Annotated in this window: 26 protein-coding genes; 7 read left to right on the top strand and 19 right to left on the bottom strand. The window is 57.7% G+C overall.

Annotated features, from left to right (window positions below):
- Nucleotides 1–22: 22 nt before the first annotated feature.
- The gene (gene pta, locus SP68_RS07235; RefSeq protein WP_012967509.1) at nt 23–2,170 is read left to right on the top strand and encodes a phosphate acetyltransferase; all 2,148 of its coding nucleotides are present in this window, start codon (nt 23–25) and stop codon (nt 2,168–2,170) included.
- A 90-nt stretch (nt 2,171–2,260) separates the two neighbouring features.
- On the opposite strand, the gene yfcD is transcribed toward pta, so the two are convergent.
- The 3 genes from yfcD to yfcF are packed head-to-tail and all read right to left on the bottom strand — an operon-like array spanning nt 2,261 to nt 4,116.
- Nucleotides 2,261–2,806 carry an NUDIX hydrolase YfcD gene (gene yfcD / locus SP68_RS07230; RefSeq protein ID WP_012540981.1) on the bottom strand — a complete coding sequence of 182 codons (546 nt, stop codon included), beginning with the start codon at nt 2,804–2,806 and terminating at the stop codon, nt 2,261–2,263.
- Nucleotides 2,807–2,863: 57 nt separating this feature from the next.
- Nucleotides 2,864–3,415, bottom strand: a complete 552-nt coding sequence (gene yfcE / locus SP68_RS07225; protein ID WP_012967508.1) for a phosphodiesterase — start codon at nt 3,413–3,415, stop codon at nt 2,864–2,866.
- Nucleotides 3,416–3,471: 56 nt separating this feature from the next.
- A complete protein-coding gene (gene yfcF, locus SP68_RS07220) occupies nt 3,472–4,116 on the bottom strand; it encodes a glutathione transferase (protein WP_022066032.1) in 645 nt (214 codons plus the stop codon).
- Between the two features lie 190 nt (nt 4,117–4,306).
- Between yfcF and yfcG the strand changes: the two genes are divergently transcribed.
- The 3 genes from yfcG to SP68_RS07205 all read left to right on the top strand — a co-directional run bounded on the left by yfcG (nt 4,307) and on the right by SP68_RS07205 (nt 6,276).
- Complete coding sequence (gene yfcG / locus SP68_RS07215; RefSeq protein WP_012967506.1) at nt 4,307–4,936, top strand: GSH-dependent disulfide bond oxidoreductase; 630 nt, start codon at nt 4,307–4,309, stop codon at nt 4,934–4,936.
- Between the two features lie 65 nt (nt 4,937–5,001).
- Nucleotides 5,002–5,364 (top strand): dihydroneopterin triphosphate 2'-epimerase, encoded by a 363-nt coding sequence (gene folX / locus SP68_RS07210; RefSeq protein WP_002913200.1) that lies wholly within the window; start codon nt 5,002–5,004, stop codon nt 5,362–5,364.
- Nucleotides 5,365–5,382: 18 nt separating this feature from the next.
- Entirely contained in the window at nt 5,383–6,276 is an 894-nt protein-coding gene (locus tag SP68_RS07205) for a TIGR01777 family oxidoreductase (RefSeq protein WP_022066031.1), read from the top strand.
- Here SP68_RS07205 and SP68_RS28210 read toward each other — a convergent pair.
- The gene (locus tag SP68_RS28210) at nt 6,256–6,372 is read right to left on the bottom strand and encodes a hypothetical protein (protein WP_004217247.1); all 117 of its coding nucleotides are present in this window, start codon (nt 6,370–6,372) and stop codon (nt 6,256–6,258) included. The two genes, SP68_RS07205 and SP68_RS28210, sit on opposite strands and share 21 nt — an antisense overlap.
- A gap of 119 nt (nt 6,373–6,491) precedes the next feature.
- Here SP68_RS28210 and SP68_RS07200 point away from each other — a divergent pair, with 119 nt between their 5' ends.
- Entirely contained in the window at nt 6,492–7,019 is a 528-nt protein-coding gene (locus tag SP68_RS07200; RefSeq protein ID WP_022066030.1) for a GNAT family N-acetyltransferase, read from the top strand.
- 5 nt (nt 7,020–7,024) lie between these two features.
- Here SP68_RS07200 and hisP read toward each other — a convergent pair whose 3' ends face one another.
- The 5 genes from hisP to argT all read right to left on the bottom strand — a co-directional run bounded on the left by hisP (nt 7,025) and on the right by argT (nt 11,102).
- A complete protein-coding gene (gene hisP, locus SP68_RS07195) occupies nt 7,025–7,798 on the bottom strand; it encodes a histidine ABC transporter ATP-binding protein HisP (protein ID WP_008803931.1) in 774 nt (257 codons plus the stop codon).
- A 7-nt stretch (nt 7,799–7,805) separates the two neighbouring features.
- Nucleotides 7,806–8,522 carry a histidine ABC transporter permease HisM gene (hisM, locus tag SP68_RS07190; RefSeq protein ID WP_002913207.1) on the bottom strand — a complete coding sequence of 239 codons (717 nt, stop codon included), beginning with the start codon at nt 8,520–8,522 and terminating at the stop codon, nt 7,806–7,808.
- A complete protein-coding gene (locus SP68_RS07185) occupies nt 8,519–9,205 on the bottom strand; it encodes a histidine ABC transporter permease HisQ (RefSeq protein WP_004201769.1) in 687 nt (228 codons plus the stop codon). The genes hisM and SP68_RS07185 overlap by 4 nt, the downstream gene beginning before the upstream one ends.
- A 64-nt stretch (nt 9,206–9,269) precedes the next feature.
- On the bottom strand, nt 9,270–10,052 hold the full coding sequence (gene hisJ / locus SP68_RS07180; RefSeq protein WP_002913209.1) for a histidine ABC transporter substrate-binding protein HisJ: 783 nt from the start codon (nt 10,050–10,052) through the stop codon (nt 9,270–9,272).
- A 267-nt stretch (nt 10,053–10,319) separates the two neighbouring features.
- Nucleotides 10,320–11,102, bottom strand: a complete 783-nt coding sequence (gene argT / locus SP68_RS07175; RefSeq protein WP_008803930.1) for a lysine/arginine/ornithine ABC transporter substrate-binding protein ArgT — start codon at nt 11,100–11,102, stop codon at nt 10,320–10,322.
- A gap of 45 nt (nt 11,103–11,147) precedes the next feature.
- On the opposite strand from argT, the gene SP68_RS28205 reads away from it, so the two are divergent.
- A complete protein-coding gene (locus tag SP68_RS28205) occupies nt 11,148–11,309 on the top strand; it encodes a hypothetical protein (RefSeq protein WP_012540975.1) in 162 nt (53 codons plus the stop codon).
- A 65-nt stretch (nt 11,310–11,374) separates the two neighbouring features.
- Here the strand turns inward: SP68_RS28205 and SP68_RS07170 are convergent, their stop codons facing one another.
- From SP68_RS07170 to pdxB, 10 genes are all read right to left on the bottom strand, one after another.
- Nucleotides 11,375–11,959: a UbiX family flavin prenyltransferase gene (locus tag SP68_RS07170; RefSeq protein ID WP_008803929.1), complete on the bottom strand. Its 585-nt coding sequence runs from the start codon at nt 11,957–11,959 to the stop codon at nt 11,375–11,377.
- 134 nt (nt 11,960–12,093) lie between these two features.
- Entirely contained in the window at nt 12,094–13,611 is a 1,518-nt protein-coding gene (purF, locus tag SP68_RS07165) for an amidophosphoribosyltransferase (protein ID WP_002913213.1), read from the bottom strand.
- 33 nt (nt 13,612–13,644) lie between these two features.
- The gene (gene cvpA / locus SP68_RS07160) at nt 13,645–14,133 is read right to left on the bottom strand and encodes a colicin V production protein (protein ID WP_002913214.1); all 489 of its coding nucleotides are present in this window, start codon (nt 14,131–14,133) and stop codon (nt 13,645–13,647) included.
- A 216-nt stretch (nt 14,134–14,349) separates the two neighbouring features.
- Entirely contained in the window at nt 14,350–15,045 is a 696-nt protein-coding gene (dedD, locus tag SP68_RS07155) for a cell division protein DedD (RefSeq protein ID WP_022066029.1), read from the bottom strand.
- Nucleotides 15,035–16,303 (bottom strand): bifunctional tetrahydrofolate synthase/dihydrofolate synthase, encoded by a 1,269-nt coding sequence (gene folC / locus SP68_RS07150; protein ID WP_022066028.1) that lies wholly within the window; start codon nt 16,301–16,303, stop codon nt 15,035–15,037. The genes dedD and folC overlap by 11 nt, the downstream gene beginning before the upstream one ends.
- Nucleotides 16,304–16,377: 74 nt before the next feature.
- Entirely contained in the window at nt 16,378–17,298 is a 921-nt protein-coding gene (gene accD / locus SP68_RS07145) for an acetyl-CoA carboxylase, carboxyltransferase subunit beta (RefSeq protein ID WP_040968761.1), read from the bottom strand.
- Between the two features lie 186 nt (nt 17,299–17,484).
- Nucleotides 17,485–18,144: a DedA family protein gene (locus SP68_RS07140; protein WP_008803926.1), complete on the bottom strand. Its 660-nt coding sequence runs from the start codon at nt 18,142–18,144 to the stop codon at nt 17,485–17,487.
- Nucleotides 18,145–18,170: 26 nt separating this feature from the next.
- Nucleotides 18,171–18,983, bottom strand: coding sequence for a tRNA pseudouridine(38-40) synthase TruA (gene truA, locus SP68_RS07135; RefSeq protein WP_008803925.1), 813 nt, complete (start codon nt 18,981–18,983; stop codon nt 18,171–18,173).
- Nucleotides 18,983–19,996: an aspartate-semialdehyde dehydrogenase gene (locus tag SP68_RS07130; protein WP_012967501.1), complete on the bottom strand. Its 1,014-nt coding sequence runs from the start codon at nt 19,994–19,996 to the stop codon at nt 18,983–18,985. Before SP68_RS07130 ends, truA begins: the two co-directional genes overlap by 1 nt.
- Nucleotides 19,997–20,059: 63 nt before the next feature.
- On the bottom strand, nt 20,060–21,196 hold the full coding sequence (pdxB, locus tag SP68_RS07125; protein WP_022066026.1) for a 4-phosphoerythronate dehydrogenase PdxB: 1,137 nt from the start codon (nt 21,194–21,196) through the stop codon (nt 20,060–20,062).
- A gap of 110 nt (nt 21,197–21,306) precedes the next feature.
- Here pdxB and flk point away from each other — a divergent pair, with 110 nt between their 5' ends.
- Nucleotides 21,307–22,287 (top strand): flagella biosynthesis regulator Flk, encoded by a 981-nt coding sequence (gene flk / locus SP68_RS07120; RefSeq protein ID WP_048271941.1) that lies wholly within the window; start codon nt 21,307–21,309, stop codon nt 22,285–22,287.
- The last annotated feature ends 31 nt before the right edge of the window (nt 22,288–22,318 follow it).

Genomic DNA, 22,318 nt, shown 5'->3' with positions numbered 1-22,318 from the left:
CGGTAACGAAAGAGGATATACCGTGTCCCGTACTATCATGTTAATTCCTACCGGTACCAGCGTAGGCCTGACCAGCGTCAGCCTCGGTGTGATCCGTGCTATGGAACGCAAAGGCGTTCGTCTGAGCGTCTTTAAACCAATCGCCCAACCGCGCTCCGGTGGCGATGCGCCAGACCAGACCACCACCATCGTTCGCGCCAGCTCCTCCACGACCACCGCCGCTGAACCGCTGAAGATGAACCACGTTGAATCTCTGCTCTCCAGCAATCAGAAAGATGTGCTGATGGAAGAGATCATCGCCAACTATCACGCGAACACTCAGGACGCGGAAGTAGTACTGGTGGAAGGCCTGGTGCCGACCCGTAAGCATCAGTTCGCGCAGGCGCTGAACTTTGAAATCGCCAAAACGCTGAACGCGGAAATCGTCTTCGTGATGTCGCAGGGCACCGATACGCCAGAGCAGCTGAACGAGCGTATTGAACTGACCCGCAACAGCTTTGGCGGCGCGAAAAACACCAGCATTACCGGCGTTATCGTCAACAAACTGAATGCCCCGGTCGACGAGCAGGGCCGTACCCGTCCTGACCTGTCCGAAATCTTCGACGACTCGTCGAAAGCGAAAGTCGTGAAGATCGACCCGGCTCAGCTGCAGAAAGGCAGCTCCCTGCCAGTACTGGGCGCGGTGCCGTGGAGCTTCGATCTGATCGCCACCCGCGCGATCGACATGGCGCATCACCTGAATGCCACCATCATCAACGAAGGCGATATCAACACCCGCCGCGTGAAATCCGTGACCTTCTGCGCGCGCAGCATCCCACACATGCTGGAGCACTTCCGTGCAGGCTCGCTGCTGGTCACCTCGGCAGATCGTCCTGACGTGCTGGTCGCTGCCTGCCTGGCCGCGATGAACGGCGTGGAAATCGGCGCCATCCTGCTGACCGGCGGCTATGAAATGGACGCGCGCATCAGCAAGCTGTGCGAACGTGCCTTCGCCACCGGCCTGCCGGTGTTTATGGTCAATACCAATACCTGGCAGACCTCCCTGAGCCTGCAGAGCTTCAACCTCGAAGTACCGGTTGACGATCACGAGCGCATCGAGAAAGTTCAGGAATACGTGGCCAACTACATCAACGCCGACTGGATCGAATCGCTGACCGCGACCTCCGAGCGCAGCCGCCGTCTCTCCCCGCCAGCCTTCCGCTACCAGCTGACCGAGCTGGCGCGCAAAGCCGGCAAACGCGTTGTCCTGCCGGAAGGCGACGAACCGCGTACCGTGAAAGCCGCCGCTATCTGTGCGGAACGTGGCATCGCCACCTGTGTGCTGCTGGGTAACCCGGATGAGATCAACCGCGTTGCCGCAGCGCAGGGCGTTGAGCTGGGCGCGGGTATCGAAATCGTCGACCCGGAAGTGGTTCGCGAAAGCTACGTGGCTCGCCTGGTCGAACTGCGTAAGAGCAAGGGCATGACCGAAGCCGTCGCTCGCGAGCAGCTGGAAGACAACGTGGTTCTCGGCACCCTGATGCTGGAACAAGACGAAGTCGACGGCCTGGTGTCCGGCGCGGTTCACACCACCGCCAACACCATTCGTCCGCCGCTGCAGCTGATCAAAACCGCACCGGGCAGCTCGCTGGTCTCTTCCGTATTCTTCATGCTGCTGCCGGAACAGGTTTATGTCTACGGCGACTGCGCGATCAACCCGGATCCGACGGCAGAACAGCTGGCGGAAATCGCCATTCAGTCCGCTGACTCCGCCATTGCTTTCGGTATCGAACCGCGCGTAGCGATGCTCTCCTACTCCACCGGTACCTCCGGCGCGGGTAGCGATGTTGAGAAAGTCCGCGAAGCGACCCGTCTGGCGCAGGAAAAACGTCCTGACCTGATGATCGATGGCCCGCTGCAGTACGACGCCGCCGTCATGGCTGACGTGGCGAAATCCAAAGCGCCGAATTCGCCGGTTGCTGGCCGCGCGACCGTGTTCATCTTCCCGGATCTGAACACCGGTAACACCACGTACAAAGCGGTACAGCGCTCTGCCGACCTGATCTCCATCGGGCCGATGCTGCAGGGTATGCGCAAGCCGGTCAACGACCTGTCTCGTGGCGCCCTGGTTGACGATATCGTCTATACCATCGCTCTGACCGCGATCCAGTCAGCTCAGCAGCAGAAGTAATTCCCCGCTGAGATAAAAGCAAAAGGCAGCCAGATGGCTGCCTTTTTTCGTCAGGAGGCGAGCAGCTGTTGCTGCTGCGCGATTGCGGTATTACTCGCCCTCTTCCGCGTCATCATACTCATTACCCGCGTTACGGGTCATCCACAGCGCCAGCGCTTTCAGCGAGTCCGGCGTGAATTCATCGCAGCGGGCGGTGATCTCTTCCGGCGTTAACCAACACACCTCGCTGACCTCTTCTTCCTGCAGCGCAAATGGCCCATGCGAGACGCAGCTGAACAGGCTTCCCCAGACGCGACAGAACTTATCTTCGTAGTAAAACTGACCGTGATCGGCAAACGGTACTCCCGCGATGCCTAACTCTTCTTCGGCCTCGCGACGGGCAGACTCCAGCAGTTGCTCATCGGCCTGAACGACGCCTCCGGCGGTGGCATCCAGCATGCCCGGATGAAAGTCTTTTGTCTCGGTGCGTCGCTGCACCAGAATTTTTCCCATTCCGTCGTGAACGACGATATAGGTCGCCCGGTGACGCAGGCACTGCGCGCGCATCTGCTCGCGGCTGGATTGTGCTATCACCTCATTGTTTTCATTAACAATATCGACCCATTCTGTGCTTGCCAAATGATTCTGTTCCGCCATCAGGAAACCTTACTTTGAAAGCGCTCTCGCGGCGCGTCTTTATGATTGAGGGCTAAATTACGGGTAAATTGCGACCTCTGCAATAACCTGATTATCATTGAGTGCTAAAACCTGCAGACGCCCCTGATCCAGCAGCCCATAGCTGGCGGAATATCCCCCTTTCGGGATACTCACTGAGCCAGGGTTAAACAGGTAGATCGCACCGCGTTTTTCCGCAACCGGAATATGAGTATGGCCGTAAGCCAGAACATCGCCAGCGTCCAGCGGCGGCAAATTTTCCGGGCTATAAAGATGGCCATGGGTCAGAAACAGGCGGTAGCGTTCGCTGAGCACCTGTTGCCAGGGCGCGGTCATGGGAAAACGAAGTAGCATCTGATCCACTTCGCTGTCGCAATTGCCGCGAACGGCAATAATGCGCTCCGCCACGCTGTTAAGCCGCTCGGCCACCTCCGCCGGCGCATACCCTTCCGGCAGCGCATTGCGTGGCCCGTGATTGAGCACATCGCCGAGAATAATAAGCCACCTGGCGCCGCTTTGCGCGAACCGTTCAAGCACGCGTTCCGTAGCGGGCAGCGAACCGTGAATATCGGAGGCAAACATCAGTTTCATAGATTCCATCTCCACTGGTTACAATGCCACTATGATAGCGGAAGCGCGGCGGGCGATCAGCCTGCGCGTTTGGCGGAAAGCGCGGCGTAACGCTGGATTGAGGCCCGTTGCCACTGAAAAGTCGCATAATCGGCCAGCGTCTCCGGCACCTCATCGCCATTGAGAACCAGACGATTGAGCATCAGCGCCAGGTCGGCGTCGGCAATGGACCATTCGCCAAATAAATTTTGCCCGCCGTGGGCCAGTAGCATGGCGGCGGTGGTAAACAGTTTTTCCGCAGATTGCTTGCCTGCCTCGCTGAGGGCCGGCATTTTCGCCCCGCCAAACACCACGGCGGTCGATCGCTCTTCACGAATCGGCACCAGATCGCTGCGCAGCCAGGCCTGGATCTGCCGGGCGCGGGCGCGTTTTTGCAGATCATGCGGGTAAATGCGCTCCCACTCCGGCGGGGCGAAACGCTCATCTAGATACTCGGTAATCGCCGAGGACTCGCTCAGCGCGAAATCATCAACCTCCAGCAGCGGTACGCGACGGGTGGCGGTATAGCCCGTCCAGCCGGCCTGCAGATGTTCGCCGCGGTTCAGGTCGACGGTTTTAAGGCTAAAAGGCAGGCTCTTTTCCTGCAGGGCGACATAGACAGACATCACATACGGTGAGAAAAAATCGGCATCGGACCACAGGGTAATCACAGGCTGGCTCATGGCTTCCTCAAGGATGGTAGACAGGACAATAAGCCAACATAGCCTGGCTTGCCGGGGATGTCACTGCTCGTCCGCGCGTCAGCATCACGTGGCTGCCTCCAGACCGATGCGCCGCTCGCGGATTTCCACCCGGGTTGCGCAGCTTCACCTATACTCGAACAGTTTGCGACCCACGACGGCGGGAAATATTATGATCGATCTCTACTATGCACCCACCCCAAACGGCCACAAAATCACCCTGTTTCTCGAAGAGGCGCAGCTGGCCTATCGGCTAATTCGGGTCGATATCGGCAAAGGGGAGCAGTTTCATCCACAGTTTCTGGCGATTTCGCCGAATAACAAAATCCCGGCGATTGTCGACCATATGCCTGTCGATGGCGGGGCGCCGTTGAGCGTCTTCGAGTCCGGCGCCATCCTGCTCTATCTGGCGGAGAAAAGCGGCAAGCTGCTGAGCGGTGAACTGCGGGAGCGCTATATTACTCTGCAATGGCTATTCTGGCAGGTCGGCGGTCTTGGGCCGATGCTGGGACAAAATCAGCATTTTGCCCACTCGGCGCCGCAAACGGTACCCTATGCCATTGAACGTTTTCAGGTGGAAACCCAGCGACTGTACGGGGTTCTCAACCACCGCCTCGAAGCCAGTCCGTGGCTTGGCGGCGACCATTACAGCATCGCCGATATTGCCGCCTGGCCCTGGGTCAACAACCATGTCCGACAGCGTATCGATCTGGCGAACTACCCGGCGGTGCATAACTGGTATGAGCGCATTAAGCAGCGACCGGCGACCATTGAAGCGATGCTAAAAATTCAGCCTTATTAACCCCCTGCTCGCCCGTCGCGCTTTGTTGTATGATTGCAGAACTTACAACACGGAGGAAGCCTGCAATGTCTCAACCAGACGCCATTATTCGTATTAAGAACCTGCGCCTGCGTACTTTTATTGGAATTAAAGAGGAAGAGATCGCCAACCGCCAGGACGTGGTGGTGAATGTGGCGATTCACTATCCCGCCGATAAGGCGCGCGATAGCGAAGACATCAATGATGCGCTGAACTACCGCACCATTACCAAGCGCATCATCAGCCATCTTGAGAATGGCCGTTTCTCGTTGCTGGAAAAATTAACTCAGGATGTGCTGAATATCGCATGCGAACATCACTGGGTCACATATGCTGAAGTGGAGATCGATAAACTTCATGCGCTACGCTATGCCGACTCGGTGTCGATGACCATGAGCTGGCGGCGATAACGATGTCAGGGAGGTGGTATGAAGATCCTGCTTACGGGTGGCACCGGCCTGATTGGCCGACATCTGATACCCCGGTTGCTGGAGCTGGGGCATAGCGTCACGGTTTCCACGCGGCACCCGGATAGCGCCCGCGCCCGCCTCGATCCGCGCGTCACGCTGTGGCGCGATTTCGAAGGCCATCACCACCTCAATGATATTGATGCCGTTATTAATCTGGCAGGTGAGCCCATAGCTGATAAACGCTGGACGGCCGAGCAGAAACAACGCTTGTGCCATAGCCGCTGGGATCTCACTCAGCGGTTGGTGGGCCTGATCCACGCCAGCGACACGCCTCCCTCCGTGCTGATCAGCGGGTCTGCCACCGGCTACTACGGCGATCTCGGCGAGGTGGTGGTGACCGAAGAAGAACCACCGCACAATGAGTTTACCCATAAGCTTTGCGCCCGCTGGGAGCAAATTGCCTGCGAAGCGCAAAGCGAACGTACCCGCGTCTGCCTGCTGCGCACCGGCGTGGTACTGGCCCCGCGGGGCGGTATTCTCGGCAAAATGACGCCCGCCTTTAAGCTCGGCCTCGGTGGGCCTATCGGCAGCGGCAGACAGTATCTGGCCTGGATCCATATCGACGATATGGTTAACGGCATTCTGTGGCTGCTGGATAACGATCTACGCGGTCCGTTCAATATGGTTTCTCCCTACCCGGTGCATAACGAACAGTTCGCCCACGCCTTGGGTCATGCGCTCAATCGACCAGCCATTTTCCGCGTTCCTGCCGCTGCTATTCGCCTGCTGATGGGTGAGTCTGCCGTCCTGGTGCTCGGTGGCCAGCGCGCGCTGCCTAAGCGTCTGGAAGCCGCTGGATTCGCCTTCCGCTGGTACGATCTGGAAGAAGCGCTAAAGGATGTGCTGAGTTAATGGCTGACACAGGGGAGCATTGGCTCCCCTGATTCCATTCTGCTGGCTCATGCTCCACGCCTGGATGGCCTCCCCCTGGCGCTGCAGCATCGCCATATTCAGGACAACCAGCGCCCTTAATCGCCTGAATTCACCGCCAGCCGGCCGGTTCGCCGATGTTACCTGGCGAAGCAAAGTGCTAAGGTAGGCTTTTCTTTCTGCGTATTGACTGCTTTATGACAACCATCACCACACCACGCCTTTCGCTTACCCGCTTTGTTACCGATGACTGGCCCTTTTTTCTGCGCCTGCGCCAGGATCCGCTGGTGATGCGTTTTATGGGGGAAGTGTTAAGCGAGACGGCGCTACGCAGCGTATTTGCCAGCCGCTGTGCCGATCCCGGGGTGTTTGTTTTGCGTGATAAACGCGGCGACGCGCTGGGCGATATAGGGCTACGCATCAGTCCGAAAAATCCGCACGAGGCTGACGTCGGCTACGCCCTGTTACCGCAGGCTCAGGGAAGAGGCTATGCCAGCGAAGCGCTGCGCGCGATCTGCGATTATGGTTTCAGCACGCTGGGGGTGCAGGCCATCAATGCCTGGGTGCTGAGTGAAAATCATGGCTCATCGCGCCTGCTGGAGAAGCAAGGCTTTGTGCGCACCCAGGTGCTGGAGAAAGCCTATCATCTGAACGGCATCGATTACGATGACTGGATCTATCGGCTGGAGCGGGAAGTTCACCCGACGCCTACAGACGCCGGGTGAGCCGGTTATTTCAGCGACCCTTTCAGAAACTGCTGCAGGCGCGGGCTTTTCGGCGCGCCAAACAGCGCGTCCGGATGCCCTTCTTCTTCAATTTTGCCCTGATGCAGGAAAATAACATGCGAAGAGACGTGGCGGGCAAAGCCCATTTCGTGGGTCACCACCACCATGGTTTTTCCCTCTTCCGCCAGCTGCTGCATGATACGCAACACTTCGCCCACCAGTTCCGGATCCAGCGCGGACGTTGGCTCATCAAACAGCAGCACTTCCGGCTCCATCGCCAGCGCGCGGGCAATCGAGACACGCTGCTGCTGGCCACCGGAGAGATGCACCGGGTATTTCGCCTGCTGACGTTCGTCAATCCCGACCTTGGCCAGGTATTTTACCGCGCGATCGCGCGCTTCCTGTTTGCTTAAGCCCAGCACCTGAATCGGCGCCTCCATGACGTTCTCCAGCACCGTCATATGGCTCCACAGATTGAAATGCTGGAACACCATGGTCAGGCGGGTGCGCAGCAGGCGCAGCTGGTTCTTATCAGCCACCTTCAGCTGGCCGTCCTTATCCCGCACCAGGCCAATATTCTGGCCACTGACGACGATCGTGCCTTCGCTCGGTTTTTCAAGGAAGTTAATGCAGCGCAAAAAGGTACTTTTTCCGGAACCCGATGAACCGATGATACTGATAACGTCCCCGGCTTTCGCCTGCAGGGAGACGCCCTTCAGCACCTCGTGTTCCCCATAGCGTTTGTGCAGATCGATAACGTTTAATTTATTGTCGGACATGGCGTTCTCAATGCGTCGAAGAAGGTTTGATATGCTGCAACCAGCGCTTTTCCGCTTTACGGAACAAGCTAATCAGCACATACGAGATAATTAAATAGAGCACCGCGGCGATGCCAAAGGCGGTGAACGGCTGATAGGTCGCGGAGTTAATATCGCGAGCGATTTTCAGCAGATCCGGCACCGTAGCGGTAAACGCCAGCGCGGTGGAGTGCAGCATCAGGATCACTTCGTTACTGTAGGCCGGTAGCGCAATGCGCAGCGCGGAAGGCAGAATAATGCAGCGGTACAGTTTGACGGACGAGAAGCCGTAGGCCCGTGCCGCTTCAATTTCTCCGGCAGGTACTGAGCGGATCGCCCCGGCGAAAATTTCAGTGGTATAGGCGCAGGTATTCAGGGTTAACGCCAGCACCGTGCAGTTTAGCCCGCTGCGGAAAAAAGCGTTCAGCAGCTCCGTGCCTTTGACGATTTCCAGGGTATACATGCCGGAGTAAAAAACCAGCAGTTGCACATACAGCGGCGTGCCGCGAAAGATGTAAGTGAACAACCAGATGGGGAACTGGATAAATTTATTGCTCGAGACGCGGCCAATGGCCAGAAACACCGCCAGAATGCCGCCCATCACCACCGAAGAGATCAGCAACCATAAGGTAATCGCCACGCCGGTAAAGCGATAGCCGTCGGTCCACAGCAGTGATTTCCAGTACTCCTGAATAATTTCAATCACAGGTCAGCCCTCTTCACGCCAACGGTATAGCGGCGTTCGAGCAGCAGCAGTACGCCATTAGAAAGGGTGGTAAACACCAGATAAATCAGGCCGCAGACGATGGCGAAATAGAACGGCTGCCAGGTGCTTTTCCCGGCCAGCTGCGTGGCTTTGACCACATCCTCCAGCCCCAGCAGCGAGACCAGCGCCGTTGCCTTGAGAATAACCTGCCAGTTGTTGCCGATCCCCGGCAGCGCGTAGCGCATCATCGCCGGGAACAGAATACGCCGGAACGTCTGCCCGCCGCTAAAGCCAAAGGCGGTAGCCGCTTCGATATGCCCCTTCGGCACCGCAAGGTAGGCGCCGCGGAAAGTTTCCGTAAAATAGGCGCCATAGATAAAGCCGAGGGTAATAATCCCGGCGATCATCGGATCGATATCAAACTGCGCCATGCCCAGCGCATCGGTGACGCTGTTCAGCGCAATCTGCAGGCCATAGAAAATCAGCAGCATCAGCACCAGATCGGGCACGCCGCGAATCAGTGTGGTATAGCCTTCAAATACCAGCGCCAGAGGACGGTTGCTCGATAACTTTGCGCCAGCGCCCGCCAGCCCTATCAGGACGGCGAGAACGACCGAGCTGAGCGCAAGCTCCAGGGTGACGAGCGCACCCTGCAAAATAACCTGTGAAAACCCATACAGCATGCTGCCTACCCTGTCTGTCATTCACCATTGCGCGCGAAACGCACGCAATGGTGAGGCGTGAGAATTATTCGCCGTATACGTTAAAATCGAAGTATTTTTTCGCCAGTTTGTCGTAGGTGCCGTCCTTACGCATCTCTGCAAACGCCTTATTCAGCGCTTCACGCAGTTCGTTGTCTTCCTTACGCAGCCCCATACCGGTACCGACGCCGAACAGCTTCTCGTCTTTAATTGACGGGCCGCCAAACTGGTAATCTTTACCGATAGGCTGTTTCAGGAACCCTTCACTGGCCGCGACCTCATCCTGGAACGCGGCGTCGATACGGCCGGCGGTCAGGTCGGAATAGATATTGTCCTGCCCCTGATAGGAGACAATTTCGATACCTTTCGGCGCCCAGTGCTCATTGCCATAGGTTTCCTGAGTCGTCCCCTGCAGCACACCCACGCGCTTACCCTTCAGGGTGGCGAGATCCGGCGTTACCGGGCTGCCTTTTTTCACCACCAGACGCGAATCTGCCGCGTACAGCTTGTCGGTGAAGGCAATTTCCTGCTGGCGCTTTTCGGTAATCGACAGCGAAGACATAATCGCGTCGATTTTCTTCGCTTTTAAGGAGGGGATCAGTGCATCCAGCGGGTTTTCAACAAAGGTACATTGGGTATTAATACGCTTACACAGCTCTTTTGCCAGATCGATATCAAAACCCACCAATTCCCCCTGCGCATTCTTCGATTCGAAGGGGGCATAAGTCGGATCGGTGCCAATACGAATTTTTTGCGGAATGGCGGCAAAGACTGTGGAAACGCTGGAAAGGGCCAGCGCTAAAGAGAGAGACAACGCCAGTTTTTTCATAACTATCCTCGACAGACTGTCATTCTAACGGGTTTATTAGAACTATTTACGCCAGTTATCGTGCCATTATTCGCCCCTTGAGGGCAAAGATTTATGCACCAGAAAGGCCGATTTTTTGCATCAGAAACGCTTAACTATGCATTTTTTAGCCAAAAAACTGGCTGCTTTTGCACTGAAAAGATCCACAGCGTGTTTGGATGCACCCTTTTGGGGCATGGATACGAACCTGGCGGCAGGCCCACCCTATTGTGCGGGCCTGCAGCAGTCTTAGTCGCCGTAAACGTTAAAATCGAAGTATTTCTTCGCCATTTTGTCGTAGGTGCCGTCTTTACGTATCTCGCCCAGCGCTTTATCAAACGCAGCTTTCAGTTCGACGTCGTCCTTACGCAGACCGATACCGGTACCATCGCCAAAGTACTTTTTATCTTTCACCGACGGGCCGGCGAAGGCGAAATCTTTCCCGGCAGGTTGTTTCAGGAAGCCTTCGCTGGCGGCGACTTCATCCTGCAGCGCCGCATCCAGACGGCCAGCTGCGAGATCTGAATAGATCAGATCCTGGTTCTGGTAGGCCACCACGTCAACGCCCTGGCTGCGCCAGCGGTCATTGGCATAGGCTTCCTGAGTAGAACCTTGCAGCACCCCGACGTGCTTGCCTTTCAGCGCCTCCAGCGTCGGCTGGATCGGCGACCCTTTGGCGGCGATCAGACGCGAGTCAGCGGCATAAAGCTTGTCAGAGAAAGCGATCTCTTGCTGACGCTTCTCGGTAATGGAGAGCGAAGAGATGATGGCGTCAATTTTCTTCGCCTTGAGGGAGGGGATCAGGGAGTCAAAATCACTGCCGACCCAGGTACATTTCACCTTAATTCGGGAGCACAGTTCATTGCCTAAATCGATATCAAAACCAACAAAGTCCCCTTTTGCGTCTTTCGACGAAAATGGCGCATAGGTCGCGTCAGTGCCAATGCGAATGCTCTGCGGCAGAGCAGCAAACACGCTGGCTGTGCTGCTCATTCCCACGAGTAAAGAGAGAGCCAGAATCGTCTTCTTCATACAGTACCCTTAAGTGTCGTGTCGTGATGTGGTGCGTTGCTTGTTATGGTGATTGCCGATCAATCCTGCAGTTTTTGTGCCATCTTCCCGGTGCGTGCCGGGAACAGGGTTAAATTTGTTAAAATAAAGTTGCAGGATTGTCTTGGAAGGGAAGATACCAGCATTACTGGCGAAACCGCAGTGCCTCAGCGCAAAAAGACGAAATAAATGTCGAGGATTTGATCGGGACGACAAATTTGCACCACTGCGGCGCAAGCGTACATTGGCTGCACTTATTTAGTGCAATCCTGTGCCCCCTGCCAGCGAGTAAACAAGTCTTGAGACAGGCTAATATCGAACTGATCGAGCACCCGGTTGACGGTTTGGTTGATGACATCATCCAGGCTTTGCGGCCGATGATAAAAGGCCGGCACCGGCGGCATTATCACCGCCCCGAGCTCCGCGGCCTGAACCAGCAGTCGCAGATGGCCGAGATGGAACGGGGTCTCCCGCACGCAGAGCACCAGCGGACGACGCTCCTTCAGCACGACATCGGCCGCCCGCGTCAATAGGCCATCCGTATAGCTATGGACAATGCCAGAGAGCGTTTTCATTGAGCAGGGTAAAATCACCATACCGGCGGTTTTAAACGAACCGGAAGAGATACTGGCGGCGATATCGCGGGCGTCATGCACCACATCGGCCAGCGCCTGCACGTCGCGCACGCTGAAGTCGGTCTCGAGGGCCAGCGTTTGCCGTGCCGCCTGGCTGAGGATCAGATGGGTCTCAATCTCCGGCACATCCCGCAACACCTGCAGCATCCGCACGCCATAGATAGCGCCGCTGGCGCCAGAAATGCCAATAATCAGTCGTTTCACGTTCTGTTACCCCTTGCGCGTGTGCCGCAGACTTTGCCGGATTATAGCCTCTGGCGCAACTATTGATGCGCAGTTGATGGGCGAAAAAAAGCCCGCCGTCCCTCAGGAGCAGCGGGCCGCGACGCGCGAACGGGTTAACCCTCGTTGTGCATCTCGAGGTTTTCGACTTCGTTCTGCAGCTGGACCGCTTTGGCATCATCGTTACGCAGGGAGTCAAGATAGTCGAGGTACTGCTGGTCGACATCCCGGGTCACATATACGCCGTTGAAGACAGAACATTCAAACTGTTGAATATCCGGGTTCTCCGCGCGCACTGCGTCGATCAGATCGTTGAGATCCTGGAAAATCAGGCCATCGGCGCCGATGATCTGGCGGATCTCATCCACTTCGCGGCCATGGGCGATCAGTTCGTTGGCGGTCGGCATATCGATACCATACACGTTCGGGAAACGAATTTCCGGCGCAGCGGAGGCCAGATACACTTTTTTCGCCCCCGCTTCGCGCGCCATCTCAATGATCTGCTCCGAGGTGGTGCCGCGTACAATGGAATCATCGACCAGCAGCACGTTCTTATCGCGGAATTCCGCACGGTTGGCGTTGAGCTTACGGCGAACAGATTTACGACGCAGCTGCTGACCGGGCATGATAAACGTCCGGCCGACGTAGCGGTTCTTCACAAAGCCCTGACGATAAGGTTTGTCGAGAATGCGGGCGATTTCCAGCGCGATGTCGCAGGAGGTCTCCGGGATCGGGATAACGACGTCAATATCCAGATCTTCCCACTCGCGGGCAATCTTTTCGCCCAGCTTAGTCCCCATGTTGACGCGGGCGCTGTAGACGGAAATTTTGTCAATAAACGAGTCCGGACGGGCAAAATAGACGTACTCGAACAAGCATGGGTTGCTGACCGGATTATCGGCACACTGACGGGTATACAGCTGGCCTTTCTCAGTAATATAGACCGCTTCGCCCGGCGCGACATCGCGCAGGAATTCAAAACCAAGCGTATCAAGCGCCACGCTTTCCGAGGCCACCATATACTCGGTGCGGCCGTCGCCAACGTCACGTTTACCCAGCACCAGCGGACGAATGCCGTTAGGGTCGCGGAAGGCCACCATGCCATGACCGATGATCATCGCGACGCACGCGTACGCGCCGCGGATCAGACGGTTGGTCGCCGCAATCGCAGCGAAGATGTTGTCCGCTTCCAGCGGGTAGTGACGGAAGTTATCCAGCTCACTGGCGAAAATATTGAGGAGGATTTCGGAATCAGAGGTGGTATTGATATGGCGGCGTTTTTCTTCAAACAGCTTTTTACGCAGCTCGTGCGCATTGGTCAGGTTGCCGTTATGCGCCAATGTGATGCCATACGGCGAGTTAACGTAAAACGGCTGCGCCTCGGAGGCGCTGGAGCTGCCCGCCGTAGGATAACGCACGTGGCCAATACCCATATTGCCCTGCATACGCTGCATGTGGCGGGCTTCGAATACGTCGCTTACCAGCCCGTTAGCCTTACGCAACCGGAAGCAGTTGTTGGCATCAATGGTGATGATGCCAGCGGCATCCTGTCCACGGTGCTGGAGCACCGTTAGCGCATCATAAATCGACTGGTTAACCGGCATAACACCGGCGATACCGACAATACCGCACATACGTCTTTTCCTCGTTCAGCAACGACCCAAAGTCTATACTTTAGGCAAGAAACTTGACGAGCTTTGCAGGTATTCAAAAAACCATCTGATGACAGGGGTAAAATAGGGAATAAACTGCGACTGATGCCAGTCATCGCTCTTCGCCATCCCGGTAAAGGTGTCCAGGAAGAACAAGATAGCGGCGATGATCAGCACCCCACGTAGCGCGCCGAAGCAGATCCCCAATACCCTGTCGGTTCCTGACAAACCGGTCTTCTCCACCAGCTGGCCTATCACATAGTTCACGATAGCGCCAACGATGAGCGTCACGATAAACAGCGCCGCAATAGCAATCCCATTTCGAACCCGTTCATCCTCAAAGCCCGTAAACCAGACAGACAGGTCAGCGTAGTAATGGCTGGCGACATAAAACGCGCAACCCCACGTCACTAACGATAAAGCTTCGCGAACAAAGCCGCGGATCAGGCTGACCAGGCAAGAAAGACCCAGCACCGCCATAATGGCGTAATCAATCCAGACCATATACGTCCCACGATTTACGCCCTGTCGTCCAGTTCGGGGCGCATTCTAACAGAAAAAGAAAACGTTTGCGTAGGGATTTCCATGCCCTACAGAAATAAAAATGGCGCTGAAAAAACATTCAACGCCAGACTGCCTTTCGCCTCTTGAGGGCGGCTGAGACAGGGTTTGCGGGGCGTTTCTCCCCGCCACGTTCTCTCCGCATGGCGGAAAAAACAATCAGTTTGGGGTGAATCCCATCACGACCCCGCTAAGCCCGGAGATCTGCTGTAGATCGCCCAGCTGGCCTTTCAGCTTGTCTTTTGACGCATCCGGGCCGACGAGGATGCGGGTAATTTTACCCTGTACCGGCGTCGAAGGCGACGTATAGACTTTGAACCCCGAGGCCCGCAGTTTACCCACAATCTCATTCACCTTATCGGCGTTCTTCAACGCGCCCAGCTGAACAACATAGGCTTTCCCGGTCGGCGCCGGCAGGGCCGCCTGCTGCTGCGGTGGCTGTTGCTGCTGTGGCTTAGCCGACGGCGGCGTTGGCGTCGCGGCCTGCTGTTGCGGCTGCGGCTGTGGTTTCGGCTGCGGCTTGGGCTGCGGTTTCGCGGCCACCACCGGCTCCTGAACGTCATCGAAGCTGTTGCTGTTCACCGGAATACGCGATGGATCTAACGATGGCGCGGCGGCATCGCCCGCCCGCACCTCTTCCGCCGCTCCTTCCGGCGGTTGCGAAGGCAACGCCTGGGTCGCCGCTGGCAACATATCCGGTTCATCGCGATCGCCCGGTTTCGGCACCAGCGGGATCGCGGCAAACTCATCCTGGTAATGCTTTTTCTGCCCGTCCAGCAGCCCTGGCAGGATAATCACCCCCAGCGCCACCAGCACGATTGTCCCGACTAAACGGTTCTGAAACTTACTCGCCACCGATTCTCCCCGCGTCTATCTCTTCCATAACCTGCGCTACGGTGTGAAACGAACCACACACCAGCACGGTATCTTCCACTTTAGCGTCAGCCATGGCCGCATGCCACGCCTGCGCCACGCTGGTATAGACTGTGCCGCCACGCAAATGTTCCAACAGCTGCTCCGCCGTCGCGCCGCGCGGGCCTTCCAGCGGCGCGCAGTACCAGGCGTCGACTTCCGGGGCCAGATTGGCCAGCGTACCGGCAATGTCCTTATCATGCAGCATACCAATAACCGCCAGCACGCGTCCCGTTTTCGCTAACGTTTTGAGACGCCCGGCGAGATAGGCCGCCGCGTGCGGGTTATGCGCTACATCGAGGATCACCCGCGGGGCATCGCTGATTATCTGAAAACGGCCCGGCAGCATCGCGTCGCGGATCCCATCGCGTAGGATGGCGTCATCCACGGCAAGCCCGCTGGCGCGCAGCGCCGCCACGGCCGTCGCCGCATTCGGCAACGGCACCTGAGGCAACGGCAGGCGGCTTAACGCCCCGGCCGCGTCGCGGAAGGACCAAGTCTCGTCCTCCACCTCATAGCACCAGTCGACGCCGCGGCGCTGGAGCAGCGCGCCTTTCTCGCTGGCCACGTCGGCAATGGTGTGCGGCATATCCGGCTCACCCACCACCGCCGGTTTACCGGCGCGAAAGATACCCGCTTTTTCCCGGCCGATACTTTCGCGATCCGGCCCCAGCCAGTCGGTATGATCGAGGGCGATGCTGGTGACCACCGCGACGTCGGCATCTACGATATTGGTGGCGTCGAGACGGCCACCCAGCCCGACCTCAAGGATCACCACATCCAGCTGCGCCTGCTTAAACAGCCATAGCGCCGAGAGCGTGCCGTACTCAAAATAGGTCAACGAGATGTCACCGCGCGCGGCTTCGATTTCAGCAAACGAGGCCGTATGCGCGGCCTCCGGCAGTTCCGCTCCCTGAATGCGCACACGTTCGGTGTAGCGCACCAGATGCGGGGAGCTGTAGACCCCCACTTTATAGCCGGCCGCCATCAGGACGGTTTCCAGCGTGCGACAGGTGGTGCCTTTGCCATTGGTGCCCGCGACGGTAAAAACAAATGGCGCCGGTTTAACGATATCCATCTGCCCGGCGACCTCGCTGACGCGTGCCAGCCCCAGGTCGATGGTTTTACTGTGCAGATGTTCCAGATAAGAAAGCCACGTAGCCAGGGGCGACGTGGCCTGAGGAATAGGATCTTTTTCCATGATGCCCGTAAGAATTGACGGTTAACGCGTATGAATAAAAAAGGGCAGCGCCGCCAGGCCCTGCCCTCTGCTTATCAGGCCTCAGGTTCCTGATCCGGTGCCGGCGGCACCACCACGCCTTCATGAAGCGCTTCCGAAGCGGCAACCGGCGCCGGCAGGTTCATCAGCTTCGCCAGAATGCTGGCCAGCTTGAGACGCATTTCCGGGCGGCGAACGATCATATCGATCGCCCCTTTTTCAATCAGAAACTCGCTGCGCTGGAATCCCGGCGGCAGCTTCTCGCGTACGGTCTGCTCAATTACGCGAGGACCGGCAAAGCCGATCAGCGCTTTCGGCTCGGCAATGTTCAGATCGCCCAGCATCGCAAAGCTCGCCGATACGCCGCCCATGGTCGGGTCGGTCAGCACGGAGATGTACGGCAGCCCACGCTCCTGCATTTTCGCCAGTGCGGCGGAGGTTTTCGCCATCTGCATCAGCGACATCAGCGCTTCCTGCATACGGGCGCCGCCGGAGGCGGAGAAGCAGATCAGCGGGCAGTTGTCTTCCAGCGCCTGCTCCACGGCGCGCACAAAGCGTGCGCCGACGACGGAACCCATCGAGCCCCCCATAAAGGAGAACTCAAAGGCGGCGGCAACCACCGGCATCGCGTAGAGCGTACCTTTCATTACCACCAGCGCGTCTTTCTCGCCCGTCTCTTTCTGAGCGGACGCCAGGCGGTCTTTGTATTTTTTTGAATCGCGGAACTTCAGCACATCTTTTGGCTCAAGTTCGCTACCCAGTTCTACCAGAGAACCTTCATCCAACAGGCTATGCAGGCGATTACGCGCCGACATGCGCATATGGTGATCGCACTTAGGACAAACCTCCAGGTTGCGCTCCAGCTCGGCGCGGTAGAGTACCTGACCGCAGCTATCGCACTTGGTCCATACACCCTCAGGAATGCTCGCCTTGCGGGTGGGAGTGATGTTGCTTTTAATTCGTTCAATCCAGCTCATTGATAACCTTTCTGCCTGAACCTGGTCGATGCCAGTTTTGTCGTAAGGGGCGCATAATGCCATTTTTGCCTCTTACAGACCATGAATGTTGCACATTAAATCATATCATCCCGGAACATGGGATAAAAAAGTGGTCAAACCGCTGCGCGCGACGATCATGTTCGGTCACGCGCAGCGCAGGGCGAACTACTTCGCCTGCTTTGACGCCGCCCGCTTATGGCGGATGATCTCAATCACACCCGGCAGGACGGAGAGGACGATGATCGCCACGATCAGCAGCTTCAGGTTCTCCTGCACCACCGGCAGATCGCCAAACAGATAGCCGGCGTAGGTGAACAGCAGCACCCACAGCAGCGCCCCGACCACGTTATAGGCTGCAAAATGACGATAGGACATATGCCCCATTCCCGCCACAAACGGCGCGAAGGTTCGGACTATCGGCACAAAGCGCGCCAGGATAATGGTTTTTCCGCCGTGACGTTCATAGAAGCTATGGGTTTTATCCAGATAGCTACGACGGAAAATCTTCGAGTTCGGATTACTAAACAGCTTCTCGCCGAACAGTCGGCCAATGGTGTAGTTGACCGCATCGCCGACGATGGCCGCGATGACCATCAGCAGTACCATCAGGTGAACATTGAGATCGTTCGTCGGCAGCGCCGAGAGCGCCCCCGCGACGAACAGCAAGGAATCGCCCGGCAGGAATGGCGTCACCACCAGCCCGGTTTCGCAGAACAGAATCAAAAACAGAATGGCATAAACCCAGACGCCGTACTGGGCAACCAGTTCGGCAAGGTGCACATCAATATGCAGGATGAAATCAATTAAAAAGTGAATCAAGTCCATGTTTGTCTTTACCCTTAATGACTCTATTAGTCCGCCAGAAACAGCGGGCCCATTGGCAGCACCGGTAAATCATAGTGGGCCGGGTAATCCACCGACACCAGATACAACCCTTCCGCTTTTGCCGTTGCCGCAGCGAGCGTCCTGTCTTTTGCTGCCAGCAGTTCTGCCATCCAGCTCTCTGGCTGGTTTCCGGCCCCGACTTCCATCAGGCTGCCCACAATATTCCTGACCATATGATGTACAAAGGCATTCGCTTTGATATCCACCACCACATACGCGCCGTAGCGGGTAACGTTAATATGCATCACATTCCGCCACGGGGTACGCGACTGGCACTGTACCGCGCGAAACGAGGTAAAGTCATTCTCGCCCAGCAGACACTGCGCAGCGCGCTGCATGCGCTCGGCGTCGAGCGGCTGGTGAAAATGCGTCACGCCATGACTTAGCACCGCCGGGCGCAGGCGATGATTATAGATGACGTAGCGATAACGGCGCGCCGTGGCGCTGAACCGGGCGTGAAAATCCGCCGGCACATGTTTAACCCAACGCACCGCAATGTCACCAGGTAAATTCGCATTTACCCCCAGCGTCCAGGCGGCATCTTTACGCTGCGCCCGGGTTTCGAAATGCACCACCTGGCCGGTGCCATGGACACCGGCGTCGGTGCGGCCAGCGCAAAAGACGGTAATTGGTTCGTTCGCCACCTGCGAGAGCGCCTTTTCCAGCTTCTCCTGCACACTGCGCACTTCGTTTTGCCGCTGCCAGCCGTAATATTTGCTACCGTCGTACTCGATGCCCAGCGCGATTTTAAAGATCGGCTGTTGCTCCATCTCAGACATCAGTACAGGTACTCCTCAATCAGCTTCTCGGCGATTTTCACCGCCATCAGCGCCCCGCCGAAGCGCACGTTATCCGCGACGGACCAGAACTGAATCTGCTCCGGCATGCCGTAATCGTTATGCACGCAGCCGATGGAGAGACGAGCGTTGCCGGAGGCATCGCCAACCTGGGTCGGGAATTCTCCCTCTTCAGAAAGTTCGATATCCTCGCCGCGGGTAAAGGCGTCACGCGCCTCTTCCGCCGCCAGCGGACGCATCGCTTCAAAGTTCACCATCTGCGCATGGCCGTAGAAGACCGGCGACTGGACCACGTTGGCGGAGATCATCAGCCCATCATCCTGAAGAATTTTGCGCGCTTCATCGACGATACGGCGCTCTTCGCGCACGCTACCTTCCCGATCCGGCAGCAGCGGCAGCATGTTGAACGCCAGCTGGCGGCCAAAGAAATCGTCTTCATCGATGGGGATGCCGTTCAGCAGCTTGGCGCTCTGCCCTGCCAGCGCATCCACCGCTTTTTTCCCCTGCCCCGAGGCGGAGAGCAGGTTGGTGACACTGATCCGCGATAGTCCCCCCTGGTCGATAAGCGGCTTGAGCGCCGTCAGCAGCTGGCTGGTCAGGCTATTGGGCACGGCAATCAGATTGCGGTTGCGGTAATCGCCTAACACGAACGGATTCACGTCCGGCACCACCAGCGGTACGTCTGGCTCCAGCGCAAACAGGCCGCTGAGATCGATAACCAGACACCCGGCGTTGGTGGCGTCTTCAATATACGCCGCGCTGGCTTCGACGCCGGCGGCGAAGAAAGCCAACTGGGCCTGGGTCCAGTCAAACTCGGCAGCGTCTTTGACGATCACTGACTTGCCACCAAAACGCAGATGTTCGCCCGCGCTTTCATTGCGCGCCAGAGCAAAAATCTCCCCCACCGGGAACTGGCGTTCAGCAAGAGTTTCGAGCAGGGCTTCGCCTACGGCGCCCGTTGCGCCCAGTACGGCAATATTCCAGCCTTCAGACATGGTGGTTTACTCCAGAAATAAAGCGGCCCTGCCGGAGTATCCGGCAGGGGCATTAAGAAGACATTAACGAACAGGATGATGCACAGCGTTAAAACCGAGCTGGCGCAACAGCGTCGCCGCCTGCGCATCGCTGCACTGTACGTACAGCGAAGACCATTCGCGGCGTTCCTGATAGTTTTTACGCAGCTTGTCAAATTCACCGGCGACGCCGGCCACCTTCCGCAGCGGCGCATCATCGCGGCGCACATCATACACCAAGTGGACCAGCCTTTTCAGCGTCGGCTGATCGAGCGGCCCATGCAGGGTGATGCGGCCAAATTCCGGCGCTGGCAACAGGGTATCCAGCGCCACCTGCTGCGGATGGCCGATAAAGGCGCTGTAGGCTTCAAAAACCTGCGTCGTCCCGCGCGCTTTCCCTTCGAGGGTGTAGCCGGCGATATGCGCGGTACCGATATCCACTCGCTTAAGAAGCTCTACGTTAAGATCCGGCTCCGGCTCCCAGACGTCCAGCACTACGCTCAGCGGCTGTCCAGCTTCCAGCCGTTTCAGCAGCGCAGCGTTATCTACCACCGGTCCGCGGCAGGCGTTGATCAAAATCGATCCTGGCTTCAGACGGCTAATCAGCGACTCATCCGCCAGATGCAGGGTTTTATATGGCCCTTCTTTATACAGTGGGGTATGGAAGGTGAGGACATCAGCTTCCTGAACCAGCGCATCGAGGGAGCGGAAATCGCCTTCGTCTCCGCGATCGGCGCGCGGCGGATCGCAGAGCAGCGTTTTGATCCCCAGCGCTTCCAGCCGTTTTTGCAGTCGTCCACCGACGTTGCCGACGCCGACGATCCCGACGGTACGATCGCGCAGCGCGAAACCGTCGCGTTCGGCCAGCATCAGTAGCGATGAAAAGACATACTCCACCACCGCAATGGCGTTGCAGCCGGGCGCCGCGGAGAAACCAATCCCTGCCTGCTGCAGCCACGCCTGATCGACGTGATCGGTGCCAGCGGTAGCGGTGCCGACGAACTTAACGGCCTTACCGGAGAGCAATGCTTCATTGACCCGGGTGACCGAGCGTACCATTAAGGCATCCGCATCGGTCAGGGCCTCAGCCGGGACCGGACGCCCCGGAACCGCTTGCACATCGCCTAAACGGCTAAAAAGCTCACGGGCATAGGGCATATTTTCATCAACGAGGATTTTCACAGTTCAGTACCTGTCTGAGAACGAGAGTTAACCGGGGAAGTGTGCCATAATCTGGCCGCCAGGCATACTCATCACCTGGTTCCAGCACCGCGATATCGAAAGGATGAATCATGACGCACCCCCTTGCAGATATGCCAGACCGCCCTCCGGGGCGAGGTCCATCAGGCACTGCCGCCACCGGCGAACCTTCGCTTTCCATGCAGCAACGCACCGTCCTGGAGCGACTGATCACGCGCCTGGTGGCGCTGACCTCGCAGCAGAATGCGGAAGTGTGGGCCTGCGTCAAGCATGATCTCGGACTGAAAGGCGACACGCCGCTGCTGGCCTGCCATTTCAGCGCCGCGGAGGCCAGTCTCAATCAGCGTTTAGCCGCCGCTCAGGACAATCATCATCATCGTCAGACGCTGGCGCAGCTCAGCGATCTGCTGGGTCAGGGCAATAACCGTCAGGCGGTCAGCGATTATATTCGTCAACATTATGGGCAAACGGCGCTGCATGCGCTAAGCCAGCCGCAGCTGGAGAACATTCTGCACCTGCTGCAGCGCGGCCAGCTATCGATCCCGCAGCCGCAGCAGCGCCCGCCGACCCTGCGCCCGCTGTTGCCGGCCGAGCACAACACGCTCAATCAGCTGGTGACTAAGCTGGCGGCTGCCACCGGCGAACCGAGCAAACTGATTTGGCAATCCATGCTGGAACTTTGCGGCGTCAAATCCGGAGAGCTTATCCCGGCGACGCACTTCACGCCGCTTTCATACTGGCTGCAGGCGCGGCAAACGCTGAGTGCGCAAAGCGCGCCCACGCTCACCTCGCTGCAGGGTGCGCTCAAGCAGCCGCTGGAGGCCGCAGAATGGCAAAAGATTGTCGACTTTGCTCGTCGCAGCTGGCAGGTCACCCCGCAGACGACGCTGAGCCCAGCGCAGATCCTGGCGCTGTTGAATAAGGTGTTTGTGCTGCGGGTAGCCCGCGCCCAGGAGACGCTGGCCATCCCGCAGGAAAAGCCCGCGCCGAAACGAGCGTGGGCCGCTAAGCCGTGGCAGCTGGCGCTGGGCGGTGTGCTGATCCTGCTCCTCCTGCTTTGGCTCCTGCTGTAGCCCACGCCTTAGGAAAGCGCGCCCGCCTCAT

This window comes from Klebsiella variicola (assembly GCF_000828055.2).
GTDB classification, from domain to species: Bacteria; Pseudomonadota; Gammaproteobacteria; order Enterobacterales; family Enterobacteriaceae; genus Klebsiella; species Klebsiella variicola.
The sequence above is the reverse complement of the archived record's forward strand: the minus strand, read 5'-3'. Positions and strand labels throughout refer to the sequence as shown.

Bases quoted from the DNA above. Each gene is read 5' to 3' on its own strand.
- yfcD (WP_012540981.1), bottom strand. From the start codon at position 2,806: ATGGCGGAACAGAATCATTTGGCAAGCACAGAATGGGTCGATATTGTT.
- yfcE (WP_012967508.1), bottom strand. From the start codon at position 3,415: ATGAAACTGATGTTTGCCTCCGATATTCACGGTTCGCTGCCCGCTACG.
- yfcF (WP_022066032.1), bottom strand. From the start codon at position 4,116: ATGAGCCAGCCTGTGATTACCCTGTGGTCCGATGCCGATTTTTTCTCA.
- yfcG (WP_012967506.1), top strand. From the start codon at position 4,307: ATGATCGATCTCTACTATGCACCCACCCCAAACGGCCACAAAATCACC.
- folX (WP_002913200.1), top strand. From the start codon at position 5,002: ATGTCTCAACCAGACGCCATTATTCGTATTAAGAACCTGCGCCTGCGT.
- SP68_RS07205 (WP_022066031.1), top strand. From the start codon at position 5,383: ATGAAGATCCTGCTTACGGGTGGCACCGGCCTGATTGGCCGACATCTG.
- SP68_RS28210 (WP_004217247.1), bottom strand. From the start codon at position 6,372: ATGGCGATGCTGCAGCGCCAGGGGGAGGCCATCCAGGCGTGGAGCATG.
- SP68_RS07200 (WP_022066030.1), top strand. From the start codon at position 6,492: ATGACAACCATCACCACACCACGCCTTTCGCTTACCCGCTTTGTTACC.
- hisP (WP_008803931.1), bottom strand. From the start codon at position 7,798: ATGTCCGACAATAAATTAAACGTTATCGATCTGCACAAACGCTATGGG.
- SP68_RS07185 (WP_004201769.1), bottom strand. From the start codon at position 9,205: ATGCTGTATGGGTTTTCACAGGTTATTTTGCAGGGTGCGCTCGTCACC.
- hisJ (WP_002913209.1), bottom strand. From the start codon at position 10,052: ATGAAAAAACTGGCGTTGTCTCTCTCTTTAGCGCTGGCCCTTTCCAGC.
- argT (WP_008803930.1), bottom strand. From the start codon at position 11,102: ATGAAGAAGACGATTCTGGCTCTCTCTTTACTCGTGGGAATGAGCAGC.
- SP68_RS28205 (WP_012540975.1), top strand. From the start codon at position 11,148: ATGGTGATTGCCGATCAATCCTGCAGTTTTTGTGCCATCTTCCCGGTG.
- purF (WP_002913213.1), bottom strand. From the start codon at position 13,611: ATGTGCGGTATTGTCGGTATCGCCGGTGTTATGCCGGTTAACCAGTCG.
- cvpA (WP_002913214.1), bottom strand. From the start codon at position 14,133: ATGGTCTGGATTGATTACGCCATTATGGCGGTGCTGGGTCTTTCTTGC.
- folC (WP_022066028.1), bottom strand. From the start codon at position 16,303: ATGGAAAAAGATCCTATTCCTCAGGCCACGTCGCCCCTGGCTACGTGG.
- accD (WP_040968761.1), bottom strand. From the start codon at position 17,298: ATGAGCTGGATTGAACGAATTAAAAGCAACATCACTCCCACCCGCAAG.
- SP68_RS07140 (WP_008803926.1), bottom strand. From the start codon at position 18,144: ATGGACTTGATTCACTTTTTAATTGATTTCATCCTGCATATTGATGTG.
- truA (WP_008803925.1), bottom strand. From the start codon at position 18,983: ATGTCTGAGATGGAGCAACAGCCGATCTTTAAAATCGCGCTGGGCATC.
- SP68_RS07130 (WP_012967501.1), bottom strand. From the start codon at position 19,996: ATGTCTGAAGGCTGGAATATTGCCGTACTGGGCGCAACGGGCGCCGTA.
- flk (WP_048271941.1), top strand. From the start codon at position 21,307: ATGACGCACCCCCTTGCAGATATGCCAGACCGCCCTCCGGGGCGAGGT.